This window comes from Streptomyces sp. E11-3, assembly GCF_046540415.1.
In the GTDB taxonomy this organism is placed as follows: Bacteria; Actinomycetota; Actinomycetes; order Streptomycetales; family Streptomycetaceae; genus Streptomyces.
In genome coordinates, this window is record NZ_JAZGRL010000001.1 from 2,811,298 (window position 1) to 2,827,897 (window position 16,600).

At 71.2% G+C, this 16,600-nt stretch carries 14 protein-coding genes; 5 read left to right on the plus strand and 9 right to left on the minus strand.

Going from position 1 to position 16,600, the window contains the following annotated elements:
• Window positions 1-1,068: 1,068 nt before the first annotated feature.
• Both U9R90_RS12660 and U9R90_RS12665 read right to left on the minus strand, forming a co-directional pair.
• Window positions 1,069-1,899 (minus strand): purine-nucleoside phosphorylase, encoded by an 831-nt coding sequence (locus U9R90_RS12660; protein WP_411056538.1) that lies wholly within the window; start codon window positions 1,897-1,899, stop codon window positions 1,069-1,071.
• Window positions 1,900-2,037: 138 nt separating this feature from the next.
• Window positions 2,038-2,475, minus strand: a complete 438-nt coding sequence (locus tag U9R90_RS12665; protein WP_411056539.1) for a gamma-glutamylcyclotransferase — start codon at window positions 2,473-2,475, stop codon at window positions 2,038-2,040.
• A gap of 138 nt (window positions 2,476-2,613) precedes the next feature.
• Here U9R90_RS12665 and U9R90_RS12670 point away from each other — a divergent pair, with 138 nt between their 5' ends.
• Together U9R90_RS12670 and U9R90_RS12675 are read left to right on the plus strand one after the other, a co-directional pair.
• Window positions 2,614-4,062: an NAD(P)H-quinone dehydrogenase gene (locus U9R90_RS12670; protein WP_411056540.1), complete on the plus strand. Its 1,449-nt coding sequence runs from the start codon at window positions 2,614-2,616 to the stop codon at window positions 4,060-4,062.
• Window positions 4,063-4,229: 167 nt separating this feature from the next.
• Complete coding sequence (locus U9R90_RS12675; protein ID WP_411056541.1) at window positions 4,230-5,186, plus strand: DeoR/GlpR family DNA-binding transcription regulator; 957 nt, start codon at window positions 4,230-4,232, stop codon at window positions 5,184-5,186.
• 76 nt (window positions 5,187-5,262) lie between these two features.
• On the opposite strand, the gene U9R90_RS12680 is transcribed toward U9R90_RS12675, so the two are convergent.
• Window positions 5,263-5,868, minus strand: a complete 606-nt coding sequence (locus tag U9R90_RS12680; RefSeq protein WP_411056542.1) for a TetR/AcrR family transcriptional regulator — start codon at window positions 5,866-5,868, stop codon at window positions 5,263-5,265.
• A 120-nt stretch (window positions 5,869-5,988) separates the two neighbouring features.
• On the minus strand, window positions 5,989-7,746 hold the full coding sequence (locus tag U9R90_RS12685) for a biotin carboxylase N-terminal domain-containing protein (protein WP_411056543.1): 1,758 nt from the start codon (window positions 7,744-7,746) through the stop codon (window positions 5,989-5,991).
• A gap of 373 nt (window positions 7,747-8,119) precedes the next feature.
• On the opposite strand from U9R90_RS12685, the gene U9R90_RS12690 reads away from it, so the two are divergent.
• Entirely contained in the window at window positions 8,120-8,572 is a 453-nt protein-coding gene (locus U9R90_RS12690; RefSeq protein ID WP_411056544.1) for a hypothetical protein, read from the plus strand.
• An 81-nt stretch (window positions 8,573-8,653) separates the two neighbouring features.
• On the opposite strand, the gene U9R90_RS12695 is transcribed toward U9R90_RS12690, so the two are convergent.
• From U9R90_RS12695 to U9R90_RS12705, 3 genes are all read right to left on the minus strand, one after another.
• Complete coding sequence (locus U9R90_RS12695; protein ID WP_411056545.1) at window positions 8,654-9,070, minus strand: DsrE family protein; 417 nt, start codon at window positions 9,068-9,070, stop codon at window positions 8,654-8,656.
• A gap of 179 nt (window positions 9,071-9,249) precedes the next feature.
• Window positions 9,250-12,258, minus strand: coding sequence for a helix-turn-helix transcriptional regulator (locus tag U9R90_RS12700; RefSeq protein WP_411056546.1), 3,009 nt, complete (start codon window positions 12,256-12,258; stop codon window positions 9,250-9,252).
• A gap of 26 nt (window positions 12,259-12,284) precedes the next feature.
• The gene (locus U9R90_RS12705) at window positions 12,285-13,028 is read right to left on the minus strand and encodes a DUF2182 domain-containing protein (RefSeq protein ID WP_411057725.1); all 744 of its coding nucleotides are present in this window, start codon (window positions 13,026-13,028) and stop codon (window positions 12,285-12,287) included.
• A gap of 287 nt (window positions 13,029-13,315) precedes the next feature.
• On the opposite strand from U9R90_RS12705, the gene U9R90_RS12710 reads away from it, so the two are divergent.
• Window positions 13,316-13,972 carry a DUF1326 domain-containing protein gene (locus tag U9R90_RS12710; protein ID WP_411056547.1) on the plus strand — a complete coding sequence of 219 codons (657 nt, stop codon included), beginning with the start codon at window positions 13,316-13,318 and terminating at the stop codon, window positions 13,970-13,972.
• A gap of 5 nt (window positions 13,973-13,977) precedes the next feature.
• On the opposite strand, the gene U9R90_RS12715 is transcribed toward U9R90_RS12710, so the two are convergent.
• Window positions 13,978-14,592, minus strand: a complete 615-nt coding sequence (locus U9R90_RS12715) for a Maf family protein (RefSeq protein WP_411056548.1) — start codon at window positions 14,590-14,592, stop codon at window positions 13,978-13,980.
• A gap of 397 nt (window positions 14,593-14,989) precedes the next feature.
• Window positions 14,990-15,562 (minus strand): PH domain-containing protein, encoded by a 573-nt coding sequence (locus tag U9R90_RS12720; RefSeq protein WP_411056549.1) that lies wholly within the window; start codon window positions 15,560-15,562, stop codon window positions 14,990-14,992.
• Window positions 15,563-15,652: 90 nt separating this feature from the next.
• Between U9R90_RS12720 and deoC the strand changes: the two genes are divergently transcribed.
• Window positions 15,653-16,600: a deoxyribose-phosphate aldolase gene (gene deoC, locus U9R90_RS12725; RefSeq protein ID WP_411056550.1), complete on the plus strand. Its 948-nt coding sequence runs from the start codon at window positions 15,653-15,655 to the stop codon at window positions 16,598-16,600.

Genomic DNA, 16,600 nt, shown 5'->3' on the forward strand with positions numbered 1-16,600 from the left:
CTGGGGGACGGGGTGGGCGGGTGGCCCGTGGCCGGGTGGCCAGGGGCCGGGTAGCCGGAGGCCGGATGACCAGAGGCCGGGTGACCAGAGGCCGGGTAGCCCGTGGCCGGATGGCCGGAGGCCGGGTAGCCCGTGGCCGGATGGCCGGGTAGCCCGTGGCCGGATGGCCGGAGGCCGGGTAGCCAGCCAGAAGACCCAAGGCCCAGAGGCCGGTGGCCCCGAGGCCCGTGGCCGGTAGCCGAAGGCCTCCCCACCAGCCAGACAGCCCAAGGCCCAGAGGCCGGATGGCCGGATGGCCGGATGCCGTGGACCGCTCTACCAGCCGGAAGGCCGGAGGCCCGTGGCCGGAGGCCCGTGGCCGGGGCCGCCCCACCAGCCAGAAGGCCAGGGCCCGGTGGCACTGGACCGCCCGCCAGCCAGAAGGCCAGGGCCCGGTGGCAGTGGACCGCCCGCCAGCCAGAAAGCCCAAGGCCCCGTGGCAGTCGACCGCCCCACCAGCCAAAAAAGCCCAAGCCGGGATGGCCGGATGCCGTGGACCGCCCTACCAGCCGGAAGGCCTGAGGCCGGATGGCCACGGACCTCCCGCCAGCCAGAAGACCCAAGGCCCGGAGGCCCCGAGGCCCGTGGCTGGACGGCCGGAGGCCGCCCCACCAGCCGGAAGGCCGGAGGCCAGATGGCCGCGGACCTCCCGCCAGCCAGAAGGCCCGGTGGCCGTGGATCGCCCCACCAGCTAGCAGACCAAGGCCCGGTGGCCGGAGGCCAGGTGACCCGTGGCCGGATGGCCGGAGGACGTCCCACCAGCCACAAGCCCCAAGGCCCGGAGGCCAGGGGCAGCCGCCCGCCGGAAGGCCCAAGGCCCGGAGGCCGGTGGGCCGGGTGGCCCGTGGCCGGAGGCCGTCCCACCAGCCCGAAGGCCCAAGGGCCAAGGGCCGGACGCCGGGTGACCCGTGGCCGGATGGCCGGAGGTCGTCCCGTCAGCCACAAGGCCTGAGGCCCGGTGGCCAGGGGCCGACCGACCGGCCGGGGAGGCCCAGAGCCTCCCCGTACGAGCCGGTGGGTCCGGTGTGGCTAGATGCGGCCCAGTACCTGGGTCAGCAGGGCGCCCATTCGGGTGGCCGAGTCGCGGCCGGCCTGGAGGACCTCCTCGTGGTTGAGGGGCTCGCCGGTCATGCCCGCGGCCAGGTTGGTGACCAGCGAGATGCCGAGCACCTCCGCGCCCGCCTCGCGCGCCGCGATGGCCTCGAGCACGGTCGACATGCCGACCAGGTCCGCGCCGATGGTGCGGGCCATCCGGATCTCGGCCGGGGTCTCGTAGTGCGGGCCGGGGAACTGCGCGTACACGCCCTCCTCAAGGCTGGCGTCGACCTCCTTGCACAGCGCGCGCAGCCGCGACGAGTACAGGTCGGTGAGGTCGACGAAGTTCGCGCCGACGATCGGCGAGGTGGCCGTCAGGTTGAGGTGGTCGCTGATCAGGACCGGCTGACCGGGGCGCATGCCGTCGCGCAGGCCACCGCAGCCGTTGGTCAGGACGACGGTCTTGGCGCCGGCGGCGACGGCGGTCCGCACGCCGTGCACGACGGCGGCGACCCCGCGGCCCTCGTAGTAGTGGGTGCGGCCGAGGAAGACCAGGGCGCGCTTGTCACCGATCCGGTACGAGCGGACCTTGCCGCCGTGCCCCGCCACCGCGGGCGGCGGGAAGCCAGGCAGCTCGGTGACGGCGAACTCGGCCTCGGCCTCGCCGAGCGCGTCCACGGCGGGGGCCCAGCCGGAGCCCATCACCAGGGCGACGTCATGGGTTTCCGCGCCGGTCAGTTCGCGCAGGCGGGCGGCTGCGGCGTCGGCGGCGGAGTACGGGTCGGCGAATCCGCCGTCGATGCCCGGGGTAAGAGTTGCGTTCACGCGGACGAGGGTAGCCGCTCAGGCCCTACGCGCGTAGATGTCAGGGATACAGTGCCCGGATCGTTGTGTTGTGCCTTCCGCCAAACGGACCGGAAGTGGGCCGGAAAAGGCCTTGTCAGGCTGGGTGCGCGAGGACCTTCAGCAGGGCCGCTTGCGAAGTTCCATCACATAGTCGTGCGGCGCGCCCGCCGACTCCGCCGCGTCGGCGAGCTCCCCCAGATAACGGGCGGACGGCAGCCCGCCCTCGTAGCCGTTCAGCACATACGTCCAGGTGGGCATCTCGCCCTCCAGCGTCTGCACCCGGACCCGCATCCTCCGGTAGATGTCCAGGCCGACGCCTTCCCAGCGGTCCATGGAGTCCTCGTCCATCGGCGCGATGTCGTAGAGCGCGACGAAGACCTGGGAGCGCGGGGCCTCGACAACGGTGGCGAGCGAGCCTTCCCAGCCCATGTGCTCGCCGCCGAACGTCAGCCGCCATCCATTGAGCCATCCGGTGGCACGCAACGGCGAGTAAGGGGCGCGGCGGGACATGAGCCGCGGGTCGAGATTGCCGGCGTACGCGGCGTAGAGCGACATGGGATCGAGGGTACGTCAGTGACCGGTGATGGCCCTGTTGTGCAAACCTGGACGAAGCGACCTCCGTGGCACCCGGCGGGGCGGCCGACGCGGCCGGACGCAGCCCCGGGGGCGAACCGCGTTGAAGGGTGCGGGACAATGGAGTACGTGACTCGGATCGTGATCATTGGTGGCGGACCCGGCGGATACGAAGCGGCCCTGGTGGCGGCTCAACTCGGCGCGGAGGTGACCGTCGTCGACTGCGACGGTCTGGGCGGCGCGTCGGTACTGACCGACTGCGTGCCGTCGAAGACTCTGATCGCCACAGCCGAGGTGATGACGACCTTCGACTCCTCGTACGAGGAGCTGGGCATCATCGTGGCCGATGACACACCTCCGGAGGTGGAGTCCGCCCGCGTGGTCGGCGTCGACCTGGGCAAGGTCAACCGGCGTGTGAAGCGGCTCGCCCTCGCGCAGTCCCACGACATCACCGCATCCGTCACCCGCGCCGGCGCCCGAGTCATGCGCGGCCGCGGCAGGCTGGACGGCCGCCAGGCGCTGGACGGCTCGCGCAGGGTCGTGGTCCGTGCCGCCGACGGCACCGAGGAGACCCTCGCCGCGGACGCCGTACTGATCGCCACCGGCGGCCACCCGCGCGAGATCCCGGACGCGCTCCCGGACGGCGAGCGCATCCTCAACTGGACGCAGGTCTACGACCTCGACGAGCTCCCCGAAGAGCTGATCGTGGTCGGCTCCGGTGTGACCGGCGCCGAGTTCGCCGGCGCCTACCAGGCACTGGGCTCCCGGGTCACCCTGGTCTCGTCCCGCGACCGGGTGCTGCCCGGCGAGGACCCGGACGCCGCCGCCGTCCTGGAGGACGTGTTCCGGCGCCGCGGCATGAACGTCATGGCGCGCTCCCGCGCCGCCTCCGCCAAGCGCGTCGGCGACGGCGTCGAGGTCACCCTCGCCGACGGCCGCGTCATCACCGGATCGCACTGCCTGATGGCGGTCGGCGCGATTCCGAACAGCGAGGGCATGGGCCTGGAGGAGGCCGGGGTCAGACTGAAGGAGTCCGGCCACATCTGGACCGACAAGGTCTCCCGGACCTCCGCGCCCGGCGTGTACGCGGCCGGTGACGTCACCGGGATCTTCGCGCTCGCCTCCGTCGCGGCCATGCAGGGCCGGATCGCGATGTACCACTTCCTGGGCGAGACGGTGACACCGCTCAACCTCAAGACCGTGTCGGCGAACATCTTCACCGACCCGGAGATCGCCACCGTCGGCTACAGCCAGGCCGACATCGACGCGGGCAAGATCGACGCGCGCGTGGTCAAGCTGCCCCTGCTGCGCAACCCGCGCGCCAAGATGCAGGGCATCAGGGACGGCTTCGTCAAGATCTTCTGCCGCCCCGGTACGGGCATCGTGGTGGGCGGCGTGGTCGTCTCGCCGCGTGCGTCCGAACTGATTCACCCCATCTCGATCGCCGTCGACAACAATCTGACGGTCGAACAGATCGCGAACGCGTTCACCGTGTACCCGTCCCTGTCGGGCTCGATCGCCGAGGTGGCACGGCAGTTGCACACCCGCAAGACCGCTGCCGAGCTGTAGCGCAGCCCCTCTTCAGCGGCGCCAGTGGCGCACGTGGCCCAGCCGTCCGGAGTGACCGGATTGGCTGGGCCCTGCTTATACCACTTCCGATAACCCAGTGCGAACAACTTCTGTTATTCGGCGCAAACTGCTGAAAGCAGACGGTCGTTGGGGTTACTGTCAGTTTCGTGTTCGCTGCAGAACGTCGCCAATTGATCCTCGAAATGGTGCGCGCCAACGGGGCCGTGTCGCTCCGTGAGCTCGCCCGCGTCGTCCAGACCTCCGAAGTGACCGTACGGCGGGACGTGCGGGCGCTGGAGGCAGAAGGACTCCTCGACCGCCGACATGGCGGTGCGGTACTACCGGGCGGCTTCACACGGGAGTCCGGCTTCCCGCAGAAGTCCCATCTCGCGACCGCCGAGAAGACCGCCATCGCCGACCTCGCCGCGAGTCTCGTCCAGGAGGGCGAGGCCATCGTGGTCGGGGCGGGTACCACCACCCAGGAGCTGGCCCGTCGGCTCGCGCGGGTACCCGGTCTCACGGTCGTCACCAACTCCCTCCTGGTCGCCCAGGCGCTGGCCCATGCCAACCGCGTTGAGGTCGTGATGACCGGAGGCACCTTGCGCGGGTCCAACTACGCCCTGGTGGGCAGCGGTGCCGAGCAGTCCCTGCAGGGGCTGCGCGTCTCCCGTGCCTTCCTCTCCGGCAGTGGTCTGACCGCCGAGCGCGGTCTGTCCACGTCCAACATGCTGTCGGCCAGTGTCGACCGCGCGCTGGTGCAGGCCGCCGCGGAGGTCGTCGTGCTCGCCGACCACTCCAAGCTGGGTACCGACACCATGTTCCAGACGGTGCCCACGGATGTGATCACCCGGCTCGTCACCGACGAGCCACCCGCTCATGACGAACGGGCCGCGACCGAGCTCCAGGCCCTGGCCGACCAGGGCGTCCAGGTCGCGATCGCGGGGCCTTCCGGCCAGGGGGCGGGCGGTGATCCCGTCCCGGCGGGGCGCCAGCCACGCCGGGACGTCCCCCTACCGGGCCAACGCCGCGGCGCGGCCCCCCAGTTGCGCAGCGCGACCCCGCTCAACGATCAGCAGCCACCGGGGCAGGAACGGGCCAGGGTGGCGGACCTGCGGCGCCGCTGAAAGTCAGCCCGTCCGGCGTTTGAGGCCTCTCGGGAAGAGGCGGGGTGGGGTTCAATCCCTGACCCGCACCCCCCACCTACCCGCACCTGGGCGCCAGCCCCTGAAGCGTCAGCGTCAGCAAGCGGTCCGCCAACTCCGGGTCGGACGGTGTCTCTTCCGCGGCCAGCGCAATCGCGTTGGTCAGCTGAAGAAGGTCACCGATTGTGACATCCGAGCGCACAGATCCAGCCGTTTGCGCCCGCGCAAGCAACGCCCCACCCGCCTCACGCATCGGCACACTGCACCGCGAGAGCGCCGACCCCGAAGGCGCCGAACTGTCGTTGTACGAAACCGACATGAGAGCTCGGGAGAGCCCCCGGTACTCACCCGCGTGAGTGATGATGTCCCGCAGCCAGGCGACCAGCGCCCCACACGGCTGCGGATCGTCGAGCAGCTCGCGCGAACGCGCGAGCAGTTCGTCCACCGCGTCCTCGAAGATCGCGCTCATCAGGGCGTGCCGATTGGGGAAGTGCCGGTACAGCGTGCCGATCCCCACCCCGGCACGGCGTGCGATGTCCTCAAGCGAGGCGTCCGTACCGTGCTCCGCGAAGGCGGTACGGGCCACGCCGAGCAGCCGCTCGTAGTTGCGCCGTGCGTCGGCTCGCATAGGGCGTACCGAGCTCTGCGCCGAATCGGTGGTCATCGCCGCCGTCCTCCCTGGGCCTGCGCGTGCCTCCAGCATGCCACCGCGCCAACGGGCGGGGGCCCCCCCCGGAAACTCGGCGGGGCCCCTGCTCCGTACGTACAGCAGCTCGGTAGGACGTCAGTCCTTGATCTCGCAGATGGCGGCGCCGGAGGTGAGGGAGGCGCCGATCTCGGCGGACAGGCCCTTGACGGTGCCCGACTTGTGCGCGTTGAGGGGCTGCTCCATCTTCATGGCCTCCAGGACGACGACCAGGTCGCCCTCCTTGACCTCCTGGCCCTCCTCCACCGCAACCTTGACGATGGTGCCCTGCATCGGCGAGGCCAGGGTGTCGCCGGACGCGGCGGTGCCGGACTTCTTCGCCGCCCGGCGCTTGGGCTTGGCGCCCGCCGCCAGACCCGTACGAGCCAGCGACATACCCAGCGACGACGGCAGCGAGACCTCCAGGCGCTTGCCGCCGACCTCGACGACGACCGTCTCACGGCCCGCCTCGTCCTCCGCCTCGGCGTCGGTGGGCGCGGCGGCGAACGGGGTGATCTCGTTGACGAACTCGGTCTCGATCCAGCGGGTGTGGACCGTGAACGGATCGCTGGTGAAAGCGGGGTCGACGACCACGGCCTGGTGGAAGGGGATGGCCGTGGCCATGCCCTCGACCGTGAACTCGGCCAGCGCACGCGCCGCACGCTGCAGCGCCTGCTCACGGCTGGCGCCGGTGACGATCAGCTTGGCAAGGAGCGAGTCCCAGGCCGGACCGATCACCGAGCCGGACTCCACACCCGCGTCCAGACGCACACCCGGGCCGGACGGCGGGGCGAACGTGGTCACGGTGCCCGGGGCCGGGAGGAAGTTGCGGCCCGGGTCCTCACCGTTGATACGGAACTCGAAGGAGTGGCCGCGCACCGCCGGGTCGCCGTAGCCGAGCTCCTCGCCGTCGGCGATGCGGAACATCTCGCGGACCAGGTCGATACCGGTGACCTCTTCGGTGACCGGGTGCTCCACCTGCAGACGCGTGTTGACCTCCAGGAAGGAGATCGTGCCGTCGGTGCCGACCAGGAACTCCACGGTGCCCGCGCCGACGTACCCGGCCTCCTTGAGGATGGCCTTGGACGCCGCGTACAGCTCGGCGTTCTGCTCCGCGGTCAGGAAGGGCGCCGGGGCCTCCTCCACCAGCTTCTGGTGGCGGCGCTGCAGCGAGCAGTCACGGGTGGACACGACGACCACATTGCCGTGCTGGTCGGCCAGGCACTGGGTCTCCACGTGCCGGGGCTTGTCCAGGTAGCGCTCCACGAAGCACTCGCCGCGGCCGAACGCGGCCACCGCCTCGCGCACCGCCGAGTCGTACAGCTCGGGGACCTCTTCCAGGGTGCGGGCCACCTTCAACCCGCGCCCGCCGCCACCGAAGGCGGCCTTGATCGCGATGGGCAGCCCGTGCTCCTCGGCGAAGGCCACCACCTCGTCCGCACCCGACACCGGGTCCGGCGTACCGGCCACCAGCGGGGCCCCGGCACGCTGCGCGATGTGCCGGGCGGCGACCTTGTCACCCAGGTCGCGGATGGCCTGCGGCGGCGGCCCGATCCAGATCAGACCAGCGTCGAGAACGGCCTGCGCGAACTCCGCGTTCTCGGAAAGGAATCCGTAGCCGGGGTGGATCGCGTCCGCCCCGGAGTCCTTCGCCGCGGCCAGCACCTTGGCCATGTCCAGATAACTCGTGGCCGGGGTGTCACCGCCCAGCGCGAACGCCTCGTCCGCGGCGCGCACATGCAGTGCGTCCCGGTCCGGATCGGCGTACACGGCCACGCTCGCGATCTGGGCGTCCCGGCACGCCCGGGCCACCCGAACAGCGATTTCGCCACGGTTGGCGATGAGCACCTTGCGCACGATGGCTCCCTCTCCTTGAAACAAGCCGAGTTTAGGGACTGCCGACACGGCACTACGACCCGTCCCCTGCGGTGAGTTTGCCCACACTGGCTTGGGCTGCGCTTGGTTCGGGCCCGCCCGAACCCGCGAAGTCCCTTGTCGCCCCACCGTACGCGGGCTTCCCGAACTGCAGAGTAACTCTCCGGTGTGGTGAAGGTCTCTGTCAGTGAGGTCAGCGGCCCCTCGCGTTTCTTTGTGGGGACCCTACGAAACGGCAGCTCCATCTTTGCCGCGCGCCTGCCTCTTGTCCGCCGCTTTACCCGTTAGTAACGTTCGCGCTGATCCCAACGTACGCACAGGGGCAGAGGAATCAGTCGAAAGAGGGTGGAGCGCCGTGGCGCGTAGACCGGTCGCTCTGGTGGCGGCGCTCGTGCTCTTCGCCGAGGCGGCGGGCATCGGACTGCTGAACGGGTTCCTGGGCCTGGTCGTCGACAAGCAGGCGATGTCGCTCGGCGGCCTCGACCCGCGTGTGATGTCCGTCTCCGCCTGGGTCGCGGGCGGGGTGTTCGGCCTCTACCTCGCGCTCTGCGGGGTACTCCTGCTGCGCGCGGCACTGCGCGACCGCGCCCTCGGCGGCTTCGCCCGCGGGGTGCTGATCAGCGCGGCCGTCACACACGGGCTGCTCGGCGCCTTCGCGGTCGGTCTGGTGGGCTGGCTCGCGTTCGGGTTCCTGATGGTGGCGCTGGGGCTGATCGTGCTGAGCCTGATGTCGTACGCGGGCGAGGGGACCGGCGGGCAGACCGGCGAGCGCACCGGCGGGCACGGCGTGCAGGCCACCCCGGCCTGAGCGCGTACGCCCGAGCGCGTACGTACGACCTCTGGCCGTTTCCAGGCCGGAGGCCGTACCGATGAGGTCAGAAGGATGGCGTCAGAAGTACTGGCAGTGGTCCGCCTTGGTCGCCTTCTCCTCAAGGAACCAGGTGGCGTCCACGATGCCTTCGGCCTCCGGGATCAGGTTCGACTCGTCGACGTCGAACGAGCCGGCGGCGATCCGGCAGGCGTAGAGGTTCACGTTGCCGGTGCCCTTGAGGTAGGTGAGGTAGTCGATGATCTCGGTGGGCTCTCCGTCCTTGACCATCTTGGCCTTCAGCGCGTCCGCGTCGGCGGCGTGCCGGCCTTCCATCTCCAGCGTGGCGGCTCCCTCCTTGGTGAGGGCGCGCACCGCCCAGAGCACGAAGAGCATGTCGACCTGGACGCCCTTCTCCGCGTAGAGCCAGGCGAAGGTCAGTGGGGTGAGCATCTTGTCGTAGGCGTCGTCCCGGACGACGATGGCCAGCTTGTCCATGACCGCTGTCTCCTCTCCCCGCCCCGTACCGGCTAACCGCATCCCACGCTAGGCAGCGCGGACGAGGAGAACATGCGCGGTGCTGCCGTATTCCTGGCAGGCTGTCGCCGTACTTTCGACGCCCGCGCAGGCGGTGGGCAGGCGGTGGAGGGGCGGCTGGGCGGGCGTGGCGGCATCGGTCAGGGCGTGGCGGCATCGGTCAGACCGAGCTCCGCCGCGCGGCGGGCCGCCGCCGTCCGGGAGGAGCAGTCGAGCTTGTCGAGCAGATGACGTACATGCATGTCGACCGTGCGAGGGCTGACGAAGAGCTCCTGGGCGATCGCGCGGTTGGTCAGGCCACCGGCCAGCAGGCGCAGCACCTCCTTCTCCCGGCGGGTGAGTCCGGCGGGCTCCAACGAGCGGGCGGCGAGGCGGCCGAGCCGCTGGTCGACCTGCTCGCCCATCGCCGCCAGCGCGGTCGCGCAGTCGCGTTCCAGCGGTCTGGCGCCCAGTCGGCGGGCGATGCGATAGGCACTGGTCAGCAGCGAGACCGCGGTCTCCCGATCGCCTGACGCGGCCAGTGCCGTGCCCCGGCGCAGCTGGCTGAGCGCCTTCTCGTACGGCGCCGGAACGCCGTGCAGGAGATCCACGGCCCGGCCGAACTGTTCCGCCGCCTGCCCCGCGTCACCGTCCGCCAGTGCGAGCTCTCCCCCCGCGTGGGCCAGGGCCGCGAGAACCTTGGACGAGCTGTTCCGCGTCGCGGCGGTGGCGAGCAGCCGGTGGCAGCGCGACAGACCGTCGCGGTCGCCGCGCTCGGCCAGGAACGTGGCGCTCCAGCGGAGCGCCGGCAGCGCGTAGTGCAGGTCCTCCTTGGCGCGGCAGAGTTCCAGCAGGGCCGATACGGACGCGCGGGCACCCGGCTCGTCCTGGTCGAGCCCGGCGACCAGGGCCAGGCCCCAGACCGCGCCCACCTCCAGACCGAAGACCTCCTCGGCGTGGCCGAAGAGGGCGGCACGCCGCAGCGGTCCCCGCGCCCGCCGCCGGTCCCCCCGCAGCGCGCGGATCAGCCCCGTCTCCTCCCGCGCCACCATGTGCAGCAACTCGGTGGCCTGCTCGTCGGCGAGGGTCTCGGCGCAGATGGCCAGCGCGCGGTCCCAGTCGCCCATGAGCCGTACCACCGGCGATGTGCAGGTGAAGCAGACCCGCGCCAGCTCGGTGGCTTCCTGGTCGCGGCACAGTTCGAAGGCCGCCTCGTAGGCGCCGGCCGCCGCCGCGTAGTCGGCCGCGTACTCCAGCGCCTCGGCCAGCTCGTAGTACGTCTCGCCTGTCGATGCCCCCGGCTGGCCGGTCAGGGCGAGCGCCAGCCCGGACCGGGCGAGGGCGACGCCCCGCCGCCCGTCTCCGCGCGCCGCGATCAGCGCGCCCTGCAGCGCCAGGGCGTGTGCTCTCAGGTCGGTGCGGCCCGCTGCCTCGGCGTCCGCTGCCGCGGCGATCACCTGGTCGAGGGCCTTGGTGAGGTACGCCGCCGACTTCCACTGCTCGGCCAGGGCGAGATGCTCCGCCGCCGCCTCGTCGCGTCGGCCCGCCGCCGTGAACGCCTCGGCGGCGGCCTCCCGCGCAGCGGCCACGCGCGGCCGGTCGCCCATCAGACCGGCGGCGTTGGCCAGCCTCCGCTGTGCGGACCCGGCGCCCGCGAGGTCGCCACGGGAGAGGCGTACCGCCGCGACATCGGCCCATCCGGTCACAGCCGACGCCGGTTCCCCGCAGAGCTCGGCGCACTCCGCAAGCCGCTCCAGCGTGACGATCCGGCGCTCGGGGTCGACGCCTTCGGGCCAGCTCTCCAGCGCCTGCCGGGCCAGCGCGGCGGCGTCCCGGTAGGCGTGCACCGAGCAGAGCCGCGCGGCCGCGGCGAGCAGCAGCGGCCTCGCACGCTGGTGTTCGTTCGCGGCGGTCCAGTGCGCGGCGACCGTCTCGGGCGGCGCGCCGCGGGCTTCCAGCGTCGCGGCGACCCGCTGGTGGTGGGCGCGGCGGCGGGCCCAGGGGATGGTGCGGTACAACGCGTCCCGGACGAGCGCGTGCCGGAACACCGCGGATCTGTTGTCTGCCGCCCTGTGGTCCGACGTCCTGCAGTCCGACGCCTCCTGTAGCAGGCCGGATTCCAGCAGCGCGTCGATGCCATCCGAGCCGTTCGGACCGTCCGACTCCACCAGGGCGGCCAGTACGGGGAGCTCGACCCGTACGCCGAGGACTGCGGCGAGTTCCACCACCGGCTGGTGTCGCCGTCTCAGTCCCTCGGTTCGGACCAGGACGGCGTCCGTGACGCTGTCGGGGATAGGCAGCACGGCGTCTGGGGCGAGGTCTACGCCGGTGCTGGTGCCAGATCCGGTGCCGGGTCCAGTTTCGGTGCGGCGTAGGCCGTCGGACTCGGTCAGTGCCGCGGTGAGCTCCTCGATGTAGAAGGGCAGCCCTTGGGCCCGGTCGTGCACCTGCGCGACCAGGGCCGGGGAGGGGGTCCCGTCCAGGAGTCCGGCGAGCAGTTCCCCGGTCTCGTCGGCGGTCAGTGGGCGGAGCGCGAGTTCCGCAAAGTGGCCGGAGCGGCGTACTTCGTTGCGCATGTGGCGGATGGGGTGGGCGCGCGGCAGTCCGTCGGCGCGGTACGTGGCGAGCAGCAGCACCCGCTCTGTCGCGAGCGCCGCTGTGAGCGCGGGAACCAGTTCGACGGCCGCGGCGTCGGCCCAGTGCAGATCCTCAAGGACGATCACGGTCTCCCGGTGCCGACCGAGATCGCGGAAGGTACGCGCTACGTCCGCCACCAAGGCCGCGTGGTCGGCTGTCGCCTCTGGCGCGGGGGTGGGCGTTGTTTCTGGCGTGCGGACTGCGGCGGGGTGTCCGGCTTCGCCGCCGCTCGTGCCCGGTGTCGCCAGCAGCGCGCTGACGCTTTGCGGCAGCGCGTCGTCGCCGAACTCCTCGGCGACGGAGCGCAGCACATCCGACAGGGGCGCGTACGTCCCGGCGCCCGGGGTGGCGATACCTCGCAGCAGTCGGCCGTCCCAGTCGGCGAGGACGTCCCGCACGAGTCGGCTCTTGCCGACACCCGCGTCCCCGCTCACCAGGACAAGTCCGCCTGTACCGGCACGGCACCGCGCGAGGGCCGTTTCCAGGATTGCCCTCTCGGCCGCCCGGCCCACCAGCGGTGACCACGCCACCATGTGGGCGATTTTACCGCTCTGGCCTGTTACATCCCTGCGTGCTGCTCCAGTCCTGGCAGCAGCCAGCTCTGGAACGGGGCCAGTGCGGCCAGGACCAGGAAGGCCACACCGACCACGGTGCTGAACACCGGTCCGAGCCGCCACAGCTTCTCGATGAAGATCACCGCCGCGAGTCCGGCCATCGCCGCGATGTTCATCGTGCCCAGCGGGATGAGGACGATCATCAGCCCCCAACAGCAGCCTACGCAGTAGAGCCCATGGTGGATCCCGACGCGCAGGTCGCGGGCGCCGCCCGACCGGTAGCCGGTGTACTGCACGAGCTGGCCCATGGGGCTTCGGCAGTGGCTCAGGCACATGTTCTTCAGCGGGCTGAGCTGGTGCAGCCCGGCGAGCAGGAAGGCGCCGGCGCCGATCCAGCGCCCGGCTTCGGGGTGGCTTTCGACCACGTTGCCGGTCACGGTGAGGATCCCGTACACAATCAGTCCGAACGCCGTCCAGGCGATCAGGTATCCGCCGACGAACTGTGTGGTCCGAGCCGCGCGGACCGCGCCGGAGGACTGACGGCCGATGGCCCGCACCCAGGTGACGGCCACCGGCGCCACGGACGGGAACATCATGGCGATCATCATGATCACCCACAGCAGCAGGAACAGCGGCAGGCCGAGGCCCATCGTCCCTGGCCCCATGTCCATGCTGCCGTCGGCCTGCCCCACCACAAGCACCCATGCGAGCACGGCCAGCAGCAGCATCAGCGACCAGGCGGCGGTCATCGCCCGGGCGGGGAGCAGATTGCCCGGGCGCAGGGGCGCGGAGAGGGGTGGCCGGTTGCGGAACACCCTTCCAGGCCATCACAGAAGGCCGGTGATCGCCCGGTGTCCGCTCCGGCCTGGGCCTCTTGGCTCCCGTACGTCAGCGCACGACAGCCAACGGCGAGAGGAGGAAAATGGAGGGTGATGACCCGTGTCACCGAGTGGATGCGGTGTCCCATGGTGATGTGTTCGCCGCGAGATCGCCGCCCATCCGATTCACCCGGTGCGGGTCGCGAGGAGGCGAGGACATGACTGAGACAGCGAAGACCGTTCCGAAGTGGCATGCGTCCGGGGACTGGTTCGACACCTGTAAGTGCGATGTGCCGTGCCCGTGTTCGTTCGCGCAGACGCCCACCTACGGTGACTGCGAGGGCATCATGGCCTGGCACGTACGCGAGGGGCGCTACGGCGATGTGCCGCTGGACGGTCTCAACGTGGTGATGCTCGCCTCGTTCACCGGCAACGTGTGGGCCGGCGAGCACTCCGACCCGTACGCGGCCGTCTTCTTTGACGAGAAGGCCAACGACGCGCAGCGCGAGGCACTGCAGATGATCTTCGGTGGTCAGGCCGGAAGCTGGCCCGCCAAGTTCGGCAGTATGTTCGGAGCCGAGATGCGGGGCATGGACTTTGCTCCCATCGACGTGCAGGTAGACGAGGACCTCGGCGGTTGGAAGGCCACCATTCCGGGCCGGGTCGAGGCCAGCGCGACGGCTCTCACCGGACCGACGACACCTGACGGCGCGCGCGTGCAGACGACCAACCTGCCGGGCTCGGAGACTGGTCCGGGTCAGGTCGCGACCTGGGGCCGCGCGACAGCGCACCGTGCCGACGCCTTCGGCTTCAAATGGAGCCGGGAGGGGCAGTCCAGCAAGCACATCCCCTTCGACTGGGCGGGGCCGAGCTGACGCGGCTACTCCGCGCTGGCGGCCCACAGGTCAGTGATCGACACGTCCAGTTCGGCGAGCAGGCGGCGCAGCATCGGCAGCGAGATACCGATGACGTTGCCGTGGTCGCCCTCGATGGAGTCGATGAACGGCGCCGAGCGGCCGTCCAGGGTGAAGGCCCCTGCCACGTACAGCGGCTCGCCCGAAGCGACATAGGCGGCGATCTCGGCGTCCGACGGCTCGCCGAAGTTGACCGTGGTCGACGCGGTGGCGGATGCGGACCGGCCGGACGCGGTGTCGGTCACGCAGTGCCCGGTCCGTAGGACGCCTGCGCGGCCGCGCATGGACTTCCAGCGGGCGGTGGCTTCCTCGGCGTCGGCGGGCTTGCCGAGCGCCTGGCCGTCCAGTTCGAGCACCGAGTCGCAGCCGACGACCAGCGCGCCCTTGGCCTCGGCGCGGGCGGCCACTGCGGCGGCCTTCGCCTCGGCCAGTACGCGGGCGAGCTCGGCGGGTGTGGGGGCGGTCACGGCGTCCTCGTCGACCCCGCTGACGATGACCTCGGGTGCGAGTCCGGCCTGGCGGAGTAGGCCGAGGCGGGCGGGGGACTGGGAGGCGAGCACGAGGCGGCGGGGTGCGGACATGGGGATCAGGGTAACCAAGCGCGGGCGGGTCACCCGAATGGCCTAGGCGGCGCTGTGGCTTCGCGGTGCGCTTCGGTTGGTTGGCAGTGCGGCTCGCTGGGCGGTGCGGCTCGGTGCGTTCTGTTTTGTTGTGGGGCGGGGGCGCGCTGGGGGGGCACGTGCTCTTCAGCGCGGCCGTGGGGGTGCGTTCTGTTTCGTTGTGGGGCGGGGCCGCGTCGGGGGGTACGTGCTCACGCCGACGTCGCACCCGGTACGGGAGATGGATCCCGGTGTGGACCGTCGNCCCCGGCAGAAAGCACGCGGCCCCGCCCCACAACAAACAGCGCGCACCCCGACGCAAGGGCAGGCGCGTCACCCGCCGCCGACCGCGCCCGCCGCGCCCGCCGCGCCCCAAGGACTAGCCGAAGAGCAGGAGCGCCGCGAGGAGCACCGCGCCCACGGCGCACGGCACCAGGACCTCGTACGCCCAGCGCACCTCGGGCTCACCCTGGGCGCCTGGGCTCTGCGCGTGGCTCTCGGCGATCTCGTTCAGCTCGTCGACCGCCTGGTCGGACGGAGCCCGGTCCGCGCCGGGCTTGCGGGCCTTCTTGCGGGCCCGGATGGACACCGGGATGGCCCACAGCTGGTACTTCACCCCGTCCCTCACGTACGCCTCGGTGGTGTACGCGGACCGCAGCCCGTCGACCGACGCCCAGGGCAGCGTGATCGTACGGAAGGGATTGCGCACCCGGAGTCGGTCGTCGTTCGCGAAGACCGCGGGTCGCAGGGTGAACGCGACCACCAGCGGCATCGCGAACAGCATCGCCGCCAGCGCCAGCCACGGCACCCGGCCCTCACCGCGGATCAGGGCGTCGCCACCCAGCCACGCGCCCAGTGCCAGGAGCAGGACGCCGCCGACGATGCCTCCGCCGGAGCGGAAGATTCGGTCGGCGTAAGCAGGCTCGGCGGACTGCCGGTCAGAGCTCGTCATGGGATCGATTCTCCACCACTCGGGTTTTCGGTCGAGAGAGCCGGGGGCTTCACAAGTCGCTACGCGCGTAGATATGCTCCCCTCGTGACCATGCCCACCACTGCACCCGCATTCGCCGACGCCACCGCGTCGGACCGTGCGCTGCGCCGCTTCCTGCACGGACTGCCCGGCGTCGACACGGTCGGACTCGAAGCCCGCGCCGCCTCACTCGGCACCCGTTCGATCAAGACCACGGCGAAGGCGTACGCCATCGACCTGGCCATCTCCATGATCGACCTGACCACGCTGGAAGGCGCGGACACCCCGGGCAAGGTCCGGGCGCTCGGCGCCAAGGCGGTCAACCCCGATCCCACCGACCGTACGACCCCGAGAACCGCCGCCGTCTGCGTCTATCCGGACATGGTGGCGGCCGCCAAGGAAGCCGTGGCGGGGTCCGGCGTCAAGGTCGCCTCCGTCGCCACCGCCTTCCCGGCGGGGCGCGCCGCTCTCGACGTGAAGCTCGCGGACGTACGCGACGCCGTCGCGGCCGGAGCCGACGAGATCGACATGGTCATCGACCGTGGCGCCTTTCTCTCCGGCAAGTACCTGAAGGTGTACGAGGAGATCGTCGCCGTCAAGGAGACCTGCGGCCAGGCCCGGCTGAAGGTCATCTTCGAGACCGGTGAACTGTCCACGTACGACAACATCCGGCGTGCGAGTTGGCTCGGGATGCTCGCCGGCGCCGACTTCATCAAGACCTCGACCGGGAAGGTCGGGGTGAACGCCACGCCCGCGAACACGCTGCTGATGCTGGAGGCCGTGCGCGACTTCCGGGCCCAGACGGGTATCCAGATCGGTGTGAAGCCGGCCGGTGGCATTCGCAGCACCAAGGACGCGATCAAGTTCCTGGTGCTGGTGAACGAGACCGCGGGCGCGGACTGGCTGGACAACCACTGGTTCCGCTTCGGGGCGTCCTCACTGCTGAACGACCTGCTGATGCAGCGTCAGAAGCTGAGCACCGGCCGCTACTCCGGCCCCGACTACGTGACGGTGGACTGA

Excerpts from the sequence above, each read along its gene's own strand:
- U9R90_RS12710 (WP_411056547.1), top strand. The coding sequence starts at position 13,316 with ATGACTGAGACAGCGAAGACCGTTCCGAAGTGGCATGCGTCCGGGGAC.
- U9R90_RS12670 (WP_411056540.1), top strand. The coding sequence starts at position 2,614 with ATGGAGTACGTGACTCGGATCGTGATCATTGGTGGCGGACCCGGCGGA.
- U9R90_RS12665 (WP_411056539.1), bottom strand. The coding sequence starts at position 2,475 with ATGTCGCTCTACGCCGCGTACGCCGGCAATCTCGACCCGCGGCTCATG.
- U9R90_RS12720 (WP_411056549.1), bottom strand. The coding sequence starts at position 15,562 with ATGACGAGCTCTGACCGGCAGTCCGCCGAGCCTGCTTACGCCGACCGA.
- U9R90_RS12695 (WP_411056545.1), bottom strand. The coding sequence starts at position 9,070 with ATGGACAAGCTGGCCATCGTCGTCCGGGACGACGCCTACGACAAGATG.
- U9R90_RS12715 (WP_411056548.1), bottom strand. The coding sequence starts at position 14,592 with ATGTCCGCACCCCGCCGCCTCGTGCTCGCCTCCCAGTCCCCCGCCCGC.
- U9R90_RS12700 (WP_411056546.1), bottom strand. The coding sequence starts at position 12,258 with ATGGTGGCGTGGTCACCGCTGGTGGGCCGGGCGGCCGAGAGGGCAATC.
- U9R90_RS12705 (WP_411057725.1), bottom strand. The coding sequence starts at position 13,028 with ATGACCGCCGCCTGGTCGCTGATGCTGCTGCTGGCCGTGCTCGCATGG.
- U9R90_RS12680 (WP_411056542.1), bottom strand. The coding sequence starts at position 5,868 with ATGACCACCGATTCGGCGCAGAGCTCGGTACGCCCTATGCGAGCCGAC.
- deoC (WP_411056550.1), top strand. The coding sequence starts at position 15,653 with ATGCCCACCACTGCACCCGCATTCGCCGACGCCACCGCGTCGGACCGT.